Raw genomic sequence first — 17,140 nt, forward strand, 5'->3', positions numbered from 1 at the left:
CGCACCAGGAAACCACGGCGAGAGAGGCCGAAGGCCAATTCATGACCATGACTGATCCGATCGCAGACATGCTGACTCGTCTGCGGAACGCGAACTCGGCGTACCACGACTCTGTGACGATGCCGGCATCCAAGATCAAGTCTCACATCGCGGAGATCCTCCAGCAGGAGGGCTTCATCACGGGCTGGAAGACCGAGGACGCCGAGGTCGGCAAGAACCTCGTTCTCGAGCTGAAGTTCGGCCCCAACCGTGAGCGCTCCATCGCGGGCATCAAGCGGATCTCCAAGCCCGGTCTCCGGGTGTACGCGAAGTCCACCTCCCTGCCGAAGGTGCTGGGCGGCCTCGGCGTGGCGATCATTTCCACGTCGCACGGGCTCCTCACCGACAAGCAGGCCGGCAAGAAGGGCGTGGGTGGGGAAGTCCTCGCCTACGTCTGGTAGCAGAAGGGAACGGAGGAAACAGCTATGTCGCGCATCGGCAAGCTCCCCATCGCGGTTCCCGCCGGCGTGGACGTCACCATCGACGGCCACACGGTCGAGGTCAAGGGCCCGAAGGGCACGCTGACCCACACCGTCGTGGCGCCGATCGAGATCGCCAAGGGCGAGGACGGCGTGCTGAGCGTCACCCGCCCCAACGACGAGCGTCAGAACAAGGCCCTCCACGGCCTGTCCCGCACGCTGGTGGCGAACATGATCACCGGCGTGACCCAGGGTTACGTGAAGAAGCTCGAGATCAGCGGTGTCGGTTACCGCGTGCTCGCCAAGGGTTCGAACCTGGAGTTCTCTCTCGGTTACAGCCACCCGATTCTGGTCGAGGCCCCCGAGGGCATCACCTTCAAGGTGGAGTCCGCGACCCGTTTCTCGGTCGAGGGCATCGACAAGCAGAAGGTCGGCGAGGTTGCGGCGAACATCCGCAAGCTGCGCAAGCCCGACCCGTACAAGGCCAAGGGCGTCAAGTACGAGGGCGAAGTCATCCGGCGCAAGGTCGGAAAGGCGGGTAAGTAAGCCATGGCATACGGGCAGAAGATCCTCAAGGGCGACGCCTACAAGCGTGCTGCTATCAAGCGTCGTCACATCCGGATCCGCAAGAACGTCTCTGGTACCGCCGAGCGTCCTCGCCTGGTCGTGACCCGCTCCAACCGTCACATCGTGGCGCAGGTGATCGACGACCTGAAGGGCCACACGCTGGCTTCGGCGTCCACGCTGGACGCATCGATCCGCGGTGGCGAGGCCGACAAGTCCTCGCAGGCCAAGCAGGTCGGTGCCCTGGTCGCGGAGCGCGCCAAGGCCGCCGGAGTCGAGGCTGTCGTATTCGACCGCGGTGGCAACCAGTACGCGGGGCGCATCGCCGCCCTGGCGGACGCCGCCCGCGAAGCCGGACTCAAGTTCTGAGTCGGTTCCGTAGCTAGCGGAAACAGAGAGAGGTAATTCCAATGGCTGGACCCCAGCGCCGCGGTGGCGGTGCCGGTGGCGGCGAGCGGCGGGACCGGAAGGGCCGTGACGGTGGCGCAGCTGCCGCCGAGAAGACCGCATACGTTGAGCGCGTCGTCGCGATCAACCGTGTCGCCAAGGTTGTGAAGGGTGGTCGTCGCTTCAGCTTCACCGCGCTGGTCGTGGTGGGCGACGGTGACGGCACCGTGGGCGTCGGATACGGCAAGGCCAAGGAGGTGCCGGCCGCCATCGCCAAGGGTGTGGAGGAGGCCAAGAAGCACTTCTTCAAGGTCCCCCGCATCCAGGGCACCATCCCGCACCCGATCCAGGGTGAGAAGGCTGCCGGCGTCGTGCTGCTCAAGCCCGCGTCCCCGGGTACCGGCGTGATCGCCGGTGGTCCGGTGCGTGCCGTGCTCGAGTGCGCCGGTATCCACGACATCCTGTCGAAGTCGCTCGGCTCCGACAACCAGATCAACATCGTGCACGCGACCGTGGCGGCCCTCAAGGGCCTGCAGCGTCCCGAGGAGGTCGCGGCCCGCCGTGGTCTGCCGCTCGAGGACGTCGCCCCCGCGGCTCTCCTTCGTGCGCGTGCCGGGGCGGGTGCGTAATCATGGCGCAGCTCAGGATTACGCAGGTCAAGTCCTACATCGGCAGCAAGCAGAACCACCGTGACACCCTGCGTTCGCTGGGCCTGAAGAGGCTCAACGACGTGGTCGTCAAGGAGGACCGCCCCGAGTTCCGCGGAATGGTGCACACCGTCCGCCACCTCGTGACGGTCGAGGAGGTCGACTGATCATGGCGGAGCAGAACCCGCTCAAGATCCACAACCTCCGTCCCGCCCCGGGCGCCAAGACCGAGAAGACCCGTGTGGGTCGCGGTGAGGCGTCCAAGGGTAAGACGGCCGGTCGTGGTACGAAGGGCACCAAGGCCCGTTACCAGGTTCCGGAGCGCTTCGAGGGTGGCCAGATGCCCCTTCACATGCGTCTCCCGAAGCTGAAGGGCTTCAAGAACCCGTTCAAGATCGAGTTCCAGGTCGTGAACCTCGACAAGCTGGCCGCGCTCTACCCCGAGGGTGGCGAGGTCACCGTCGAGGGTCTGGTGGCCAAGGGTGCCGTTCGCAAGAACAGCCTCGTCAAGGTCCTCGGCCAGGGCGAGATCTCCGTGGCGCTGCAGGTGACGGTCGACGCCGTCTCCGGCTCCGCCAAGGAGAAGATCACCGCCGCCGGCGGTACCGTCACCGAGCTCGTCTGAATTACTCAGGCGTGCTGATGACTTGAGCGATCCCGACCGGGGATACCCCACATATGGGGTATCCCCGGTTGGTCGTTCCTAGGGCGGTGGTCCGCCGGTAAGGTGGCCTGCACTGCCCACTTTCCCCGGGCGCCCCACACGGGCACTTCGGGCGAAGGTTGACCGTTACGTATTCGTCGAACCTCAAGACCATCACCCTTGACGCGGTTGCGCGGGGGTCGCAGGAGGCACCGTGCTCACCGCGTTCGCCCGGGCGTTCAAGACGCCCGACCTGCGCAAGAAACTGCTGTTCACACTCGGCATCATCGTGGTGTACCGGATCGGTACGAACATTCCGATCCCGGGCGTCGACTACCGGAACGTCCAGATCTGCATGGACGCGGCCCAGGCGAACCAAGGCATCTTCGGTCTGGTCAACATGTTCAGCGGCGGCGCGCTGCTGCAGATCACGGTCTTCGCGCTCGGCATCATGCCGTACATCACGGCGAGCATCATTCTGCAGCTGCTGACGGTGGTGATCCCGCGGCTGGAGGCCCTGAAGAAGGAGGGCCAGTCCGGTACCGCGAAGATCACGCAGTACACCCGTTACCTGACGGTGGCGCTCGCCGTCCTGCAGGGCACCGGCCTGGTGGCCACCGCGCGCAGCGGAGCCCTCTTCCAGGGCTGCCCGGTGGCGAGCCAGATCGTCCCCGACCAGTCGATGTTCGTGACCATCACCATGGTCATCACGATGACCGCCGGCACGGCCGCCGTCATGTGGCTCGGTGAGCTGATCACCGACCGCGGCGTCGGCAACGGAATGTCGATGCTGATGTTCATCTCGATCTCCGCCACCTTCCCCTCCGCCCTGTGGGCCATCAAGGAGCAGGGCAGCCTGGCGGACGGCTGGATCGAGTTCGGCACGGTCATGCTCGTCGGTCTGGTCATGGTCGGCCTGGTCGTCTTCGTCGAGCAGGCGCAGCGCCGGATTCCCGTGCAGTACGCGAAGCGCATGATCGGCCGCCGTTCCTACGGCGGTACGTCCACCTACATCCCCCTCAAGGTGAACCAGGCGGGCGTCATCCCCGTCATCTTCGCCTCGTCGCTGCTCTACATCCCGGCGCTGATCGTCCAGTTCTCCAGTTCCACCGCGGGCTGGGCGACGTGGGTCACGAAGAACCTGGCCGACCCCGGAGCAACGGCGCACATCATTCTGTACTTCTTCTTGATCGTATTCTTCGCATTCTTCTATGTGGCGATTACCTTCAACCCCGAAGAAGTCGCTGACAACATGAAGAAGTATGGTGGTTTCATCCCGGGCATCCGGGCTGGCCGACCGACCGCTGAGTACCTGAGCTACGTACTCAACCGGATCACCTGGCCGGGTTCGCTGTACTTGGGGCTGATCGCTCTCGTGCCGACGATGGCGTTGGCCGGTTTCGGGGCAAACCAGAACTTCCCGTTCGGCGGGACCAGCATCCTCATCATCGTGGGTGTCGGCCTCGAGACGGTGAGGCAGATCGAGAGCCAGCTCCAGCAGCGCAATTACGAAGGGTTCCTCCGCTGATGCGAATCGTCCTCGTCGGGCCGCCCGGTGCTGGGAAAGGCACGCAGGCCACCCGCCTAGCCGAGAAGCTGAGCATCCCCCACATCTCCACCGGCGATCTGTTCCGCGCCAACATCAGCCGGCAGACCGAACTGGGCAAGCTCGCGAAGTCCTACATGGACGCGGGCAACCTGGTGCCGGACGAGGTCACCATCGCCATGGCGAAGGACCGCATGGAGCAGCCGGACGCCGAGGCCGGCTTCCTGTTGGACGGCTTCCCGAGGAACGTCTCCCAGGCCGAGGCGCTGGACGAGCTGCTGGAGACCGAGGGCATCACGCTGGACGCGGTGCTGGACCTGGAGGCCCCCGAGGCCGAGGTGGTCAAGCGGATCGCCGGGCGGCGGGTCTGCCGCAAGGACTCCAGCCACGTCTTCCACGTGACGTACAGCCCGCCGGCCAAAGAAGGCGTCTGCGACGTCTGCGGCGGCGAGCTGTACCAGCGGGACGACGACTCCGAGGAGACGGTGCGCACCCGGCTGGAGGTCTACCACACGCAGACCGAGCCGATCATCGACTACTACAAGGCCCAGGGCCTCGTGGTGACGATCGGGGCGATGGGCCCGGTGGAGGAAGTCACCGGGCGCGCGCTGGAGGCGCTCAAGCAGGACCAGTAGCTGTGCCCGTCCGGCCGCGGTTCCCTGCGGGGAGCCGCGGCCGACGTGTGTGCGGGGGGAGCGGGCGCGGACGCCGTCCCCCGTATCGTTGACGGTGTCCGTACTCTCTCCGGTCCAGAAAGGCCGTCGTCCTCATGGTGCAGATCAAGACCCCCGAGCAGATCGCCAAGATGCGTGAGGCGGGGCTGGTGGTCGCTGCCATTCACGCGGCCACCCGCGAGGCGGCCGTGCCCGGGGCCACGACCAAGGACCTGGACCAGGTCGCCCGCAAGGTGCTCGCGGAGCACGACGCGAAGCCCAACTTCCTCGGTTACGGCGGTTTCCCCGCGACGATCTGCACCTCCGTCAACGAGGTCGTCGTCCACGGCATCCCCTCCGACGAGGTGGTCCTCAAGGACGGGGACGTCATCTCCATCGACTGCGGCGCCATCATCGACGGCTGGCACGGTGACGCGGCCTACACGGCCTTCGTCGGGTCCGGGCACGCCCCGGAGCTGGTCGAGCTGTCCCGGGTGACCGAGGAGTCGATGTGGGCCGGCATCGCGGCCATGAAGCCGGGCAACCGGCTGGTCGACGTCTCCCGTGCCATCGAGACCTACATCCGCCGGCAGCCGAAGCCCGGCGGCGGGCGCTACGGGATCATCGAGGACTACGGCGGCCACGGCATCGGCACCGAGATGCACATGGACCCGCATCTGCTGAACTACGTCGAACGCCGCCGGGGCAAGGGACCCAAGCTGGTTCCGGGCTTCTGCCTGGCCATCGAGCCGATGGTCTCGCTGGGCACGGCGAAGACGCAGGTGCTGGAGGACGACTGGACCGTCATCACGACGGACGGGACCTGGTCCTCGCACTGGGAGCACTCCGTCGCGCTGACGGAGGCGGGCCCGCTGGTGCTGACCGCCCCGGACGGCGGGAAGGCGAAGCTGGCCGAGCACGGGATCACGGCGGCGCCGGATCCGCTCGCCTGAGTGAGGGAGGCCTCGCCGCGACCGTCGGCCGGGGCGGGCGCAACCGCCGGAGGCCTGTGAGGCGCCCCTGGCGCCGAGCCGCGAGAGGGACGCTCGGGGTGCGGCCGGACCGTCATCGCGACGGACGGGACCCGGTCCTCGCGCGGGGAGCACTCCGGAGCGCTCCGTCGCGCTGACGGAGGCGGGCCGAGGCGGACCGGCTACGGGATCACGGCCGCGCCGGATCCGCCGGGACGAACCCCGGTGCTCGCGGAAGTCGGCGGGTTAAGGATCGCGTGGGTGGGGCAGACTTCCCGATTCGTCTTTCCGGGGGCCCCTGACGTAGACTGACTCGTCGGCTCTTGTGCACCCGCATGTCTGCATGCACGTCATGCGCGTGCGGTGCGCGGCAGAGCCGATCAAGGTAGTCGATTCGAAGGGCGAAGCGTGGCCAAGAAGCAAGGTGCCATCGAGATCGAGGGCACTGTCGTCGAGTCTCTTCCGAACGCCATGTTCAAGGTCGAGCTCCAGAACGGCCACCAGGTTCTGGCACACATCAGCGGCAAGATGCGCATGCACTACATCCGCATCCTCCCTGACGACCGGGTCGTGGTGGAGCTCTCTCCGTACGACCTGACCCGTGGCCGGATCGTCTACCGGTACAAGTGAGCAAGTAGATCTTGCCCCCTCTCCCTGTGATGCGGGGGCACTGAGCCCGGAGAACTTCAATCCCATGAAGGTCAAGCCGAGCGTCAAGAAGATCTGCGACAAGTGCAGGGTGATCCGCCGTCACGGCCGGGTCATGGTCATCTGCGACAACCCGCGCCACAAGCAGCGCCAGGGCTGAACCGCACGATCCACCCTCTGCGCCTTCCCGCAGAACTTCGCGCGACGCGAGCAGTACACGTTCATACGCAGAGCCCGAGCCTTCCGGCTCGACACCCCTGGCTCGGAGGCCGGGGACCCAGTCCGTACCAAATCGTCGAAGCAGGCGAGGACGGCGGTTGGGGGACGGTTCTGCGGAAGACCTCCGACAACAAACTGGAGCCATTGAATGGCACGCGTTTCCGGTGTTGACATCCCGCGCGAAAAGCGCGTGGAGATCGCCCTCACCTATGTGTTCGGCATCGGCCGAACCCTTTCGCAGCAGACGCTGGCCGCTGTCGGCGTCGACCCGAACACCCGCGTTCGCGACCTCTCCGAGGAGCAGCTCGTCGCGATCCGCGAGTACGTCGACAACAACGTCAAGACCGAGGGTGACCTCCGTCGCGAGATCCAGGCCGACATCCGCCGCAAGGTCGAGATCGGCACCTACCAGGGTCTGCGTCACCGTCGCGGTCTGCCCGTCCGCGGTCAGCGCACCAGCACCAACGCGCGTACCCGCAAGGGCCCGCGTCGCGCCATCGCCGGCAAGAAGAAGCCGGGCAAGAAGTAGTCCGCAGCGGACACCTGTCCACGGTCTTCGCTGAAGGACCGACCACCTCCCGTAGGAGTTAGTAGATGCCCCCCAAGGGACGTCAGGGCGCTGCCAAGAAGGTGCGCCGCAAGGAAAAGAAGAACGTCGCTCACGGCCACGCGCACATCAAGAGCACGTTCAACAACACGATCGTCTCCATCACGGACCCGTCCGGCAACGTGATCTCCTGGGCCTCCGCCGGCCACGTCGGCTTCAAGGGCTCCCGGAAGTCCACGCCGTTCGCCGCGCAGATGGCCGCCGAGTCGGCTGCCCGCCGCGCCCAGGAGCACGGCATGCGCAAGGTCGACGTGTTCGTCAAGGGCCCGGGTTCCGGTCGTGAGACCGCCATCCGTTCGCTCCAGGCGACCGGTCTCGAGGTCGGCTCCATCCAGGACGTCACCCCGACCCCGCACAACGGCTGCCGCCCGCCGAAGCGTCGCCGCGTCTGAGTCGGTCGTCGGTTCGGTCGGTCGGCCTCCTGCTGGGGGTGCGGGGGTCGCCCCCGCAGTGTCGCAGCACGGCTGCCGTTCGCCGAAACGTCGCCACGTCTGATGCGGCCGCGTCGCATCCGAGTCCTTGACCCGGCGCCACGCAGGCAGTGATTTTTCGGGCGGTACGCTCCGTATACGGGCCGTACCGCCCGTACCCTTGCAGTGCCCGCACTCCTCACCGGGTGCGGTTTCCGTCGGACGTCAAATAGCGGGCGTCCACGAAAGAAGGATCTCCACATGCTGATCGCTCAGCGTCCCTCGTTGACCGAAGAGGTCGTCGACGAGTTCCGGTCCCGGTTCGTGATCGAGCCGCTGGAGCCGGGCTTCGGCTACACCCTCGGCAACTCCCTCCGCCGCACCCTCCTGTCGTCGATCCCCGGCGCTGCTGTCACCAGCATCCGCATCGACGGCGTCCTGCACGAGTTCACCACCGTGCCGGGTGTCAAGGAGGACGTCACCGACCTGATCCTCAACATCAAGCAGCTGGTCGTCTCCTCCGAGCACGACGAGCCCGTGGTGATGTACCTGCGCAAGCAGGGCCCGGGTCAGGTCACCGCCGCCGACATCGCGCCCCCGGCCGGTGTCGAGGTGCACAACCCCGACCTCGTCCTCGCCACGCTCAACGGCAAGGGCAAGCTGGAGATGGAGCTGACCGTCGAGCGCGGTCGCGGCTACGTCTCCGCCGTGCAGAACAAGCAGGTGGGCCAGGAGATCGGCCGTATCCCGGTCGACTCCATCTACAGCCCCGTGCTGAAGGTCACGTACAAGGTCGAGGCGACCCGTGTCGAGCAGCGCACCGACTTCGACAAGCTGATCGTCGACGTCGAGACCAAGCAGGCCATGCGTCCGCGTGACGCCATGGCGTCGGCCGGCAAGACCCTGGTCGAGCTGTTCGGTCTGGCCCGCGAGCTCAACATCGACGCCGAGGGCATCGACATGGGCCCGTCCCCGACGGACGCCGCTCTCGCCGCCGATCTGGCGCTGCCGATCGAGGAGCTGGAGCTCACGGTCCGCTCGTACAACTGCCTCAAGCGTGAGGGCATCCACTCCGTGGGTGAGCTCGTCGCCCGCTCCGAGGCCGACCTCCTCGACATCCGCAACTTCGGCGCGAAGTCGATCGACGAGGTCAAGGCGAAGCTGGCCGGCATGAGCCTGGCTCTGAAAGACAGCCCGCCCGGATTCGACCCCACCGCGGCTGCGGACGCCTTCGGTGCGGACGACGACGCGGACGCCGGGTTCGTCGAGACCGAGCAGTACTGAGAACCTTCCGGGGCTTCCCTTCGGGGAGGCCCCGGATCTCCGACAGGCGACCGCCTGCTCGGATACTGACCCCGGTACCTGATACGGCCGGGGCAGACACCTAGGAGAGACACCATGCCGAAGCCCGCCAAGGGTACCCGTATGGGCGGCAGCGCCGCGCACCAGAAGCAGCTCCTCGCGAACCTCGCGAAGGCGCTCTTCGAGCACGGCCGGATCACCACCACCGAGGCGAAGGCGCGCAAGCTGCGTCCGTACGCCGAGCGTCTGGTCACCAAGGCGAAGAAGGGCGACCTTCACAACCGCCGCCAGGTGCTCCAGGTCATCACGGACAAGAGCATCGTGCACACGCTCTTCACCGAGATCGGCCCGCGGTACGAGAACCGCCCGGGTGGCTACACCCGTATCACCAAGATCGGTAACCGTCGTGGCGACAACGCGCCCATGGCCGTCATCGAGCTGGTCGAGGCCCTGACGGTCGCCCAGGAGGCCACCGGTGAGGCCGAGGCCGCGACCAAGCGCGCGGTCAAGGAAGACGCCCTCACGAAGGACGCGGCCGTCGAGGACGCGAAGCCCGAGGACGCCAAGGACGAGGCCGCCGAGGCCCCGGCCGAGGAGTCCAAGGACGCCTGAGGCACTGTCTCGCCGAAGCGGGCCCGCCCTTCCCGGGGCGGGCCCGCTTTCGTCTGCCTGAGAGGATCTGTACGTGAGTGACGAAGCGCAGCCCGGACACGTCCGTATCCGTCTGGATCTCTCCTACGACGGGACCGGGTTCTCCGGCTGGGCCAAGCAGGCCGGGGGCCGGCGGACCGTGCAGGGGGAGATCGAGGACGCCCTGCGGACCGTCACGCGGTCCGGGGAGACGACGTACGAACTGACCGTGGCCGGACGGACCGACGCCGGGGTGCACGCCCGCGGGCAGGTGGCCCATGTCGACCTCCCGGCCGAACTGTGGGAGCAGCACCGGGAGAAGCTGCTCAAGCGGCTCGCGGGACGGCTGGCCCGCGATGTGCGGATCTGGTCCCTCGCCGAGGCCCCGGCGGGATTCGACGCCCGCTTCTCCGCAGTCTGGCGGCGCTACGCGTACCGCGTCACCGACCACCCCGGCGGGGTGGACCCGCTGCTGCGCGGCCATGTGCTGTGGCACGACTGGCCGCTCGACGTCGACGCCATGAACGAGGCGGCGGGCCGGCTGCTGGGGGAGCACGACTTCGCCGCGTACTGCAAGCGGCGGGAGGGAGCGACGACCATCCGTACGCTCCAGGAGCTGAGCCTGGTGCGCGGCGCGGACGGGGTGATCACGGCGACGGTGCGGGCCGACGCCTTCTGCCACAACATGGTGCGCTCGCTGATCGGCGCGCTGCTGTTCGTCGGCGACGGCCACCGCGCGCCCGACTGGCCGGGCAAGGTGCTGGCGGCGGGCGTACGGGACTCGGCGGTGCACGTCGTGCGTCCGCACGGGCTGACCCTGGAGGAGGTCGGGTATCCGTCCGACGACCTCCTGGCCGCCCGCTCCAAGGAGGCCCGCAACAAGCGGTCGTTGCCGGCTCCGCCGGCCCGGTGCTGCTGATCCCGGGTCGGCCCGGCTTTTCGCTCCCCCTCCTCGCCCGGCTCTCCGCTCAGTTCCCCGCCCCCTTCTCCGTCCAGGTCGTGAGCAGTCCCGACAGGGCGTCCACGACCTCCTGGGAGCGGGGTCCTTCGCCGCGGCCGTCCGGGGCGAGTTCCAGGTGCAGGAAGACCGCGTGGTGCTGCTGCGCGGCCTTGCCCTGAACGTTGGAGGTGCCCTCCAGGGGGCAGCGGGCCGACCAGCCCCGGCAGACCCGCAGCCCGTCCTCCTCCAGGCGGTCGGCCAGCGCGGACGCCTCGCCGGGCGCGCTCTGCGCGGCACCGCCGGAGAGGATCGCGTCGTAGCGCTTCACGGAGGCCTCGGCGAAGCCGTGCAGCTGGATGCCGGGCACCCCGCGCTTCTGCAGCTCCACGACGATCAGGTGGAAGGCGCTGTCCTCGCGGTGGGCCACATCCGCGACGCGGTCGCTGTCGTCGCCGTCGCCCGCCCGGCGGTGGGAGCCGGCCAGGACGAGCGCGCCGCCCGGGTTGTCCTCCAGCAGCCGCAGGCCGAGCGACTCGGTCTCCCGGTCGGAGACGGGATGCGGTACCTGGGCGCTCCAGCGGACCGGGGAGTCCGCGTTCAGGTACAGCCGTCCCCACCGTGTGCTCGCGCCCTCGCCCGAGGCGGCGACCTCGTCGTAGCGCCGGCCGGTCGCGGTGTCGGTGAGCCGGGTGACGCGCAGGCCGATCGGGGCGAGGAGTTCGTCCGCCTCCCGCGGGTCCTGGTCCAGGAGCCGTCCGACGCCGCGTGCGAGCCGGTCGCGCTGGTCGGCGTCGGGGGGCGCATAGGAGCCGTCGCGCTTGAAGGTCTTCGTGTACGTGAGGATGCGGCTGCGGAGGTCCACCAGTTCCCGGGATGTCGGAACGTTTTCCTCCGTTTTTCCCCCCGTGTTCACCTGGCAACTCGTCATTGTCAGAACAAGTAGCACTAGGGCGATAATTGGAAAGAAACGTGACTGTCTCGTAATGGTAATCGGCGCGGCGGGTGTGGGGACCATGTGAATATGACCGTGTGACACTGCGTAAGTCTCTCCCTAAGGTTCGGGTGGCCGCCACCCTGGTCGTACTGACCGGGCTGCTGGCCTCGTGCGGTACCGCCGACGGTTCGGTGGAGCCCCAGGCCAAGCCGGGAGGGCGTTCCTTCACCGTCGCCGCCGCGGGGGACGTGCTCATCCACCCCGAGCTGGTGGAACAGGCCGCCAAGGATGCCGAGGCGACCGGCGAGGGAGAGAAGGGTCTGGACTTCGGACCGACGCTCGCCGGGGTGAAGCCTGTCATCAGCAAGGCGGACCTGGCGATCTGCCACATGGAAACAGCCGTGGGCAAGCCCGAGGGGCCCTTCGAGGGATACCCGGAGTTCCTGGTCCCGCCGCAGGTCCTGACGTCACTGAAGGACGTGGGCTACGACACCTGCTCGACCGCCTCCAACCACACGTACGACCACGGGATGGACGGCGTGCGGCGCACGCTGGACGTGATGGACGACCTGGACCTCGGGCACGCCGGATCGGCGCGGTCGGCCAAGGAAGCGGAGTCGATCAACATCCGTGACGTCAAGGGCGTCAAGGTCGCGCACCTGTCCTACTCCTGGGAGTCGTTTTTGAACCCGACGTCCGAGAAGCACACATGGGCGTTGAACCGGCTCAGTACCGAGGAGATCAAGAAGGGCGAGGCCCGGGCCCGGAAAGAGGGCGCCGAGGTGGTGATCCTCTCCGTCCACTGGGGGCTGGAGCACTACAACGAGCCCAGCGTGCCGCAGCTGCAGATGGCGCAGCGGCTCACCGAGGAGACCGGTGTCGACCTCGTGATCGGGCACCACGCGCACGTCGTCCAGCCGATCCAGAAGGTGAACGGCACCTGGGTCGCCTACAGCCTCGGCAACCAGCTGGCCCGGCACTCCTCGCCGACGGGACTCACCGAAGAGGGAGCCATCGGCTGGTTCGAGTTCCAGGAGACCACCGAGGGCTGGGACGTGAAGGCGCGCTACCGCACCACGCTGGTGGACATCCCGCCGGAGGTGGAGGACGAGGAGGAAGTGCCCGACGGCGCTGTGCAGGACCTCCGGCTGGTGGACGCCCAGCTGATGCTGGACAAGCCGGGCGACCTGTCCGAGGAGCGGCTCGCCCGCTACCGGCTGGCGATCGACCGGACCCGGGGCTTCCTCTACAACCGGGGCGCCCCCGGCGGCGACGGCCTGGAGCAGCTCTCGTTGGAGAAGTGACCGGCCCCACACCCGAAGTCCGCGCCGGGGATACAACCTTGTCGGCGTTTATCAGTCTATTGAGTGACGACGTCGCACGGCCGCGGTCCTGGTGCGCCGGCGTACGCCCGGCACCCGCGTAAAGACCAAGGAAGACCACCGGTGACATCGAGCCATGTCGCGCCGCCCACGGCACAGAAGCGGCGCCGCAGCCGCAGACGGGCGGACATGCCGCTGCTCGGCGGCATCCGCCCGCCGATCGCGGTGCTGTGCGTCCTGATCCTCGCCCTGGCCGGGCTGACCGCCAAGGTGCTCGGCCCCGGCAGCGACCCCGTCGTGCCGAAGGCCGTGCTCTCCTCCCAGCAGCACTACGCCGAGGACGGGGCGATCGCCCTGCGCGCCTCGATCGACGAGCGGGTCACGGACCTGCAGCGCACCGCCACCGCGCTGAACGCCGGAAAGCCGGCCGAGCCCGAGGACGTCCTCTCCGACCTCGGCAGGACCTACCAGAAGTGGACCGGGACCACCGTGGTGGACCTGGAGAGCGGGGACGTGCTCGCCGCACGCGGCGAACGCATCCCGCTCGCCTGGCTGGACAAGGACGTCCTCACCGGAAAGAGCGCCCTCCTCCCGCGTATGGTGCGGCTGGAGACCGGTGACGTCCGGCTGATGACGATGGCCCTCCTCGACCGCAAGGACGGCCCGCAGCAGCTCCTGATCGCCTCCAACAGCCTGTCCGTGCCGCCCATCACGCTCGGCCCGTTCCGCACCATGGCGGTCGCGGCACGCGGCGGCGAGGTGCTCGCCACAGCCGGCTTCGAGCAGTCCGAGGCGCTCAACTCGGACCAGCAGCGCCAGGAACTCGAATTCCTCCAGAAGCAGATGTCCGACCTGTCCGCCCAGGCGGCCGACCGGACCGAGGAACACCCCGTCACCGCCAAGCAGCCCGGTTCCCGCGGCTACCCCGGCGTCAGCGGGACCCTGACGGGAGGCGAATACAACGGCCGCGTCGTCGCCGTCGGATACGCCTCGCTCTCCTCCTCCGACCCCGAGGAGAAGGAGAGCGTCGCGGCGGGCCTCGGCCTCACGGTCGTGGCCATGCTCCCCGCGGTCGCCGAGCAGAGCGGCGCTACCGGCCGGGAGCTGTACGGACTGATCGCGGCCGGCGCCCTGGTGGTGCTCGGCCTGCTCGCTGCGGGATTCCTGTGGGCCCGGGTGCAGCGGCCCCTGCTGCGGCTGTTCCTGGAGTCCCGCCGGCTCGCCCGCGGTGACCTCACCCGTCCCGTCGGTGCCTTCCGCGGCGGCGAGGCCGCCCGTATCGGCAACGCCCTGGAACGGCTGAGGGGCCAGCTCGGCGGCTCGGGCGAGCCGAACGGTCCCGGCGGACCCGGTGGCTTCGACGGGGGAGGCGGCGCGAGGCGCGCCGGCAGGACGCGGTTCGGAATCCGGGTGCAGCTCGTGGTGACCGCCGTGCTGCTGCTCCTGTGGTGCGTGCCGGTCGGCCTGCTGCTGAACCGCACCGACGACTCGGTCAGCGTGCCCGCCACCATGGTCAACGACCAGCGCGACCGCACCGACCTGGTGTCCGACCGCGTCCGCCGGGCCCTGAACGAGGCCCAGGCGGACCTGGTCTCCACCTCCCGTCTCGTCGACGTCTCCGACCGGGACGCCACCGAGAACGTGCTCAAGGACGCCCTGCGCAAGCACACCCGGTACGGCGCGCTGTACGTCGTCGAGGCGGGCGGCGAGGTCGTCGCCCGAGCCGGTGGCGACCCGCACGAGTGGAGCGACGGGAAGGACCTGCCGCTGGTCCGGGTGTCCGGGGAGGGTGGCAAGCGGCCGGTGGTCCAGGCCGGCGCGCCCGTCCCGGAGGAGAAGGGCGTCACGCTGGTCGGCGAAGTGCGGATCGAGTTCCTCAACTCGCTGCTGAAACGTCCCGGCCTCGGTGAGGTCCGCGTGGTGGACGCGAAGGGGCGGACCCTCGCCGCCAGCAACGGCTTCCTCGCTTTCGAGGAGCTGCCCCGCGAGTCCCTGACCGACCTGGTCCGGGCGGCCGGTGTGCAGGTCGGCGCCGGGCCCGTCGAGAACGGACTCCTCCTGCGCGACGGCGGCAGCGTCACCGTCGCGGCCGCGGCTCCCTTCAGCGGCGGCGGTGTCGCCGCCGACGCCGGCTGGACCGTGGTCAGCTGGCAGAACGCCGACCGCTTCCAGATCACCGCGTACGAGCGGGAGGACCGCAGCGTGCTCGCGGGCCTGCTCGGGCTCGCCGCGATCGTGGTCTGCCTGGGCTGGGTGCACCTCGTGGTCGCCCGGCCGCTGCGCGCCCTCGCCACCAGCGCCGAGAAGCTGGCCGACGGCGACCTCAAGGCGGTGCTCTACCCCACGTACCACGACGAGGTGGGAGCGGTCGTCCGCAGCCTCGAACTGATCCGTCAGCAGCTCCAGGCCCGCCGGCAGCAGCCCCGCCGAACCGCCGAGCCCCGACCCGCCGAACCCCGGCCGACCGAGCCCCGACCCGGTGAACCCCGGCTCGGCGCCGGAGGAAGGTGACCCGCCGTGCTCTATCTCTACTGCGCCCTGCTCGTCTGCTGCCTGCTGCTGTTCGTCGCGGGCGTCATCGAGCAGCGCCGGCACTACGCCGCCCTGCACTCCATACAGTCCCGGGTGCTCGTCAACGGCATCCGCGGCAAGTCCTCCATCACCCGGCTGTGCGCCGGCGCCCTGCGCGGCGGTGACCTGACCACGGTCGCCAAGACGACCGGCACGGCCGCCCGGTTCATCCACCCGGACGCGACCGAGGAGCCGGTCTACCGCAAGTTCGGCATCGCCAACGTGGTGGAGCAGATCGGCATCGTCCGTCGGGCCGCCGCGTACCGGCCCGACGCGCTCGTCATCGAGTGCATGGCGGTCATGCCGGCCCTCCAGGAGGTCAACCAGAGCAAGCTGATCCGCTCGACGATCGGCGTGCTGTGCAACGTCCGTGAGGACCACCTCGCCGAGATGGGCCCCACGCTCGACGACGTGGCCCGTTCGCTGTGCCGCTCGATGCCCCAGGACGGCATCTGCGTCACCGCCGAGAAGGATCGTTTCGACATCCTCCAGGAGGAGGCCGACGCCCGGAACTGCAAGCTGATCTACGCGGACCCCGAGATGGTCACCGACGAGGAGCTGCGCGGCTTCAGCTGGTTCACGTTCAAGGAGAACGTCGCGATCGCCCTGGTCGTGGCCGAGCTGCTCGGTGTGGAACGCGAGGTCGCCCTGCAGGGCATGTACGACGCTCCGCCGGACCCCGGTGTCCTCTCCGTGGAGAAGTACGTGACCGAGGAGAACAAGCGGCTGGCCTTCGCCAACGTCTTCGCGGCCAACGACCCCGAGTCGACGCTGATGAACATCAACCAGCTGCTCGACCTCGGCGCCATCCGCCGCCCGCTGAACGTCGTGATCAACTGCCGCCCCGACCGCGTGGAGCGCAACGGGCAGATGGGCGAGATCGTCCCCGACCTCCAGCCGGACAACGTCTTCGTCATCGGGCACCCCGCCAAGAGCGCCATCGACGCCATTCCCGCCGAGTGGCGGGACCGCGCGGTGGACCTGGGCGGCGACCGCCGGGACGCCCACGAGTTCATGCCGGAACTGCTCGGCCGCATGTCCGACGGTTCCTCGCTCGTCGCCATCGGCAACATCCACGGCCAGGGCGAGGAGCTGCTGGAGTACCTGGCCGAACTCCCCGCGGACGACACGCCCGACCCGGACCAGCCGTCCGGTCCGGAGCAGCAGAGCGACCCGGACCGGACGGCTCCGGCCCCGGCCCAGGCCGCCGCCGTTCCGGCGCAGCAGGCGCCCCGCCTGGACCCGTTCGCCGCCTACCCGACGGCGTACGAGGAGCGCTACCAGGCCTCCCAGACCCAGGAGATCCCCCTCATCCGCCGCCGCGCCCCCGTCCAGCAGGCGGGACCCGGGGCGGCGACGCAGACCGCGCCCCAGGGTCGGCCGGGGCCGTACGGGCAGCAGGGCCGGCCGGGCCAGTACGCCCAGCAGGACCGGTACCCGCGGCAAGGCCAGTACCAGCAGCACGCGCAGCACGCGGAGCACGAGCAGCGTGAGCAGTACGAGCAGCGGCCCGCACAGCACGCACCGCAGCAGGGGCAGCGCCCTCCGCAGTACGGGCAGCAGTACCAGGAGCACGGGCCCGAGCGGCAGAGCCGGCCGTACTACGACGAGCAGCCCGACGGCGGGCCCTGGTACCCGACCGACGAGGACGGCGGCGGACCGCCTCCGCGTCGCTGACCCACCGCGGG

General features: G+C 68.9%; 20 protein-coding genes. 19 read left to right on the top strand and 1 reads right to left on the bottom strand.

Annotated features, from left to right (window positions below):
• Positions 1-41 precede the first annotated feature (41 nt).
• From rpsH to truA, 16 genes are all read left to right on the top strand, one after another.
• Positions 42-440, top strand: coding sequence for a 30S ribosomal protein S8 (gene rpsH / locus OHB56_RS25450; protein WP_055592171.1), 399 nt, complete (start codon positions 42-44; stop codon positions 438-440).
• Positions 441-464: 24 nt separating this feature from the next.
• Complete coding sequence (gene rplF, locus OHB56_RS25455) at positions 465-1,004, top strand: 50S ribosomal protein L6 (protein WP_326754274.1); 540 nt, start codon at positions 465-467, stop codon at positions 1,002-1,004.
• A 3-nt stretch (positions 1,005-1,007) separates the two neighbouring features.
• The gene (gene rplR / locus OHB56_RS25460) at positions 1,008-1,391 is read left to right on the top strand and encodes a 50S ribosomal protein L18 (RefSeq protein WP_055592173.1); all 384 of its coding nucleotides are present in this window, start codon (positions 1,008-1,010) and stop codon (positions 1,389-1,391) included.
• A gap of 41 nt (positions 1,392-1,432) precedes the next feature.
• Positions 1,433-2,038: a 30S ribosomal protein S5 gene (rpsE, locus tag OHB56_RS25465; protein WP_030221015.1), complete on the top strand. Its 606-nt coding sequence runs from the start codon at positions 1,433-1,435 to the stop codon at positions 2,036-2,038.
• Positions 2,039-2,040: 2 nt separating this feature from the next.
• Positions 2,041-2,223, top strand: coding sequence for a 50S ribosomal protein L30 (gene rpmD / locus OHB56_RS25470; RefSeq protein ID WP_042165115.1), 183 nt, complete (start codon positions 2,041-2,043; stop codon positions 2,221-2,223).
• 2 nt (positions 2,224-2,225) lie between these two features.
• Positions 2,226-2,681, top strand: coding sequence for a 50S ribosomal protein L15 (gene rplO, locus OHB56_RS25475; RefSeq protein WP_055592174.1), 456 nt, complete (start codon positions 2,226-2,228; stop codon positions 2,679-2,681).
• 232 nt (positions 2,682-2,913) lie between these two features.
• Positions 2,914-4,227: a preprotein translocase subunit SecY gene (secY, locus tag OHB56_RS25480; protein WP_055592175.1), complete on the top strand. Its 1,314-nt coding sequence runs from the start codon at positions 2,914-2,916 to the stop codon at positions 4,225-4,227.
• On the top strand, positions 4,227-4,880 hold the full coding sequence (locus OHB56_RS25485) for an adenylate kinase (protein ID WP_406355806.1): 654 nt from the start codon (positions 4,227-4,229) through the stop codon (positions 4,878-4,880). The genes secY and OHB56_RS25485 overlap by 1 nt, the downstream gene beginning before the upstream one ends.
• Positions 4,881-5,014: 134 nt before the next feature.
• Positions 5,015-5,851: a type I methionyl aminopeptidase gene (gene map, locus OHB56_RS25490; RefSeq protein WP_055592177.1), complete on the top strand. Its 837-nt coding sequence runs from the start codon at positions 5,015-5,017 to the stop codon at positions 5,849-5,851.
• A gap of 426 nt (positions 5,852-6,277) precedes the next feature.
• On the top strand, positions 6,278-6,499 hold the full coding sequence (infA, locus tag OHB56_RS25495; RefSeq protein ID WP_003948620.1) for a translation initiation factor IF-1: 222 nt from the start codon (positions 6,278-6,280) through the stop codon (positions 6,497-6,499).
• Between the two features lie 64 nt (positions 6,500-6,563).
• Positions 6,564-6,677, top strand: a complete 114-nt coding sequence (gene rpmJ / locus OHB56_RS25500; protein ID WP_003974245.1) for a 50S ribosomal protein L36 — start codon at positions 6,564-6,566, stop codon at positions 6,675-6,677.
• Between the two features lie 207 nt (positions 6,678-6,884).
• Entirely contained in the window at positions 6,885-7,265 is a 381-nt protein-coding gene (rpsM, locus tag OHB56_RS25505) for a 30S ribosomal protein S13 (RefSeq protein WP_055592178.1), read from the top strand.
• A 65-nt stretch (positions 7,266-7,330) separates the two neighbouring features.
• The gene (gene rpsK, locus OHB56_RS25510) at positions 7,331-7,735 is read left to right on the top strand and encodes a 30S ribosomal protein S11 (protein ID WP_003956432.1); all 405 of its coding nucleotides are present in this window, start codon (positions 7,331-7,333) and stop codon (positions 7,733-7,735) included.
• Positions 7,736-8,014: 279 nt separating this feature from the next.
• A complete protein-coding gene (locus tag OHB56_RS25515; protein WP_042165128.1) occupies positions 8,015-9,037 on the top strand; it encodes a DNA-directed RNA polymerase subunit alpha in 1,023 nt (340 codons plus the stop codon).
• Positions 9,038-9,151: 114 nt separating this feature from the next.
• Positions 9,152-9,667: a 50S ribosomal protein L17 gene (gene rplQ / locus OHB56_RS25520; RefSeq protein ID WP_326754276.1), complete on the top strand. Its 516-nt coding sequence runs from the start codon at positions 9,152-9,154 to the stop codon at positions 9,665-9,667.
• Between the two features lie 73 nt (positions 9,668-9,740).
• Complete coding sequence (gene truA, locus OHB56_RS25525) at positions 9,741-10,604, top strand: tRNA pseudouridine(38-40) synthase TruA (protein WP_326754277.1); 864 nt, start codon at positions 9,741-9,743, stop codon at positions 10,602-10,604.
• A 49-nt stretch (positions 10,605-10,653) separates the two neighbouring features.
• Here truA and OHB56_RS25530 read toward each other — a convergent pair whose 3' ends face one another.
• Positions 10,654-11,487: a hypothetical protein gene (locus tag OHB56_RS25530; protein WP_406355809.1), complete on the bottom strand. Its 834-nt coding sequence runs from the start codon at positions 11,485-11,487 to the stop codon at positions 10,654-10,656.
• A 200-nt stretch (positions 11,488-11,687) separates the two neighbouring features.
• Between OHB56_RS25530 and OHB56_RS25535 the strand changes: the two genes are divergently transcribed.
• From OHB56_RS25535 to pgsB, 3 genes are all read left to right on the top strand, one after another.
• Complete coding sequence (locus OHB56_RS25535) at positions 11,688-12,863, top strand: CapA family protein (protein ID WP_406355810.1); 1,176 nt, start codon at positions 11,688-11,690, stop codon at positions 12,861-12,863.
• Between the two features lie 207 nt (positions 12,864-13,070).
• Positions 13,071-15,392: a HAMP domain-containing protein gene (locus OHB56_RS25540; protein ID WP_406359213.1), complete on the top strand. Its 2,322-nt coding sequence runs from the start codon at positions 13,071-13,073 to the stop codon at positions 15,390-15,392.
• A gap of 6 nt (positions 15,393-15,398) precedes the next feature.
• Positions 15,399-17,129 carry a poly-gamma-glutamate synthase PgsB gene (gene pgsB, locus OHB56_RS25545; protein WP_406355812.1) on the top strand — a complete coding sequence of 577 codons (1,731 nt, stop codon included), beginning with the start codon at positions 15,399-15,401 and terminating at the stop codon, positions 17,127-17,129.
• The last annotated feature ends 11 nt before the right edge of the window (positions 17,130-17,140 follow it).

The organism is Streptomyces sp. NBC_01635 (genome assembly GCF_045209715.1).
GTDB lineage: Bacteria > Actinomycetota > Actinomycetes > Streptomycetales > Streptomycetaceae > Streptomyces > Streptomyces hirsutus.

Coding starts and splice junctions, on each gene's coding strand:
- rpsH (WP_055592171.1), top strand. CDS start 42: ATGACCATGACTGATCCGATCGCAGACATGCTGACTCGTCTGCGGAAC.
- rplF (WP_326754274.1), top strand. CDS start 465: ATGTCGCGCATCGGCAAGCTCCCCATCGCGGTTCCCGCCGGCGTGGAC.
- rplR (WP_055592173.1), top strand. CDS start 1,008: ATGGCATACGGGCAGAAGATCCTCAAGGGCGACGCCTACAAGCGTGCT.
- rpsE (WP_030221015.1), top strand. CDS start 1,433: ATGGCTGGACCCCAGCGCCGCGGTGGCGGTGCCGGTGGCGGCGAGCGG.
- rpmD (WP_042165115.1), top strand. CDS start 2,041: ATGGCGCAGCTCAGGATTACGCAGGTCAAGTCCTACATCGGCAGCAAG.
- rplO (WP_055592174.1), top strand. CDS start 2,226: ATGGCGGAGCAGAACCCGCTCAAGATCCACAACCTCCGTCCCGCCCCG.
- OHB56_RS25485 (WP_406355806.1), top strand. CDS start 4,227: ATGCGAATCGTCCTCGTCGGGCCGCCCGGTGCTGGGAAAGGCACGCAG.
- map (WP_055592177.1), top strand. CDS start 5,015: ATGGTGCAGATCAAGACCCCCGAGCAGATCGCCAAGATGCGTGAGGCG.
- rpmJ (WP_003974245.1), top strand. CDS start 6,564: ATGAAGGTCAAGCCGAGCGTCAAGAAGATCTGCGACAAGTGCAGGGTG.
- rpsM (WP_055592178.1), top strand. CDS start 6,885: ATGGCACGCGTTTCCGGTGTTGACATCCCGCGCGAAAAGCGCGTGGAG.
- rpsK (WP_003956432.1), top strand. CDS start 7,331: ATGCCCCCCAAGGGACGTCAGGGCGCTGCCAAGAAGGTGCGCCGCAAG.
- OHB56_RS25515 (WP_042165128.1), top strand. CDS start 8,015: ATGCTGATCGCTCAGCGTCCCTCGTTGACCGAAGAGGTCGTCGACGAG.
- rplQ (WP_326754276.1), top strand. CDS start 9,152: ATGCCGAAGCCCGCCAAGGGTACCCGTATGGGCGGCAGCGCCGCGCAC.
- OHB56_RS25540 (WP_406359213.1), top strand. CDS start 13,071: ATGCCGCTGCTCGGCGGCATCCGCCCGCCGATCGCGGTGCTGTGCGTC.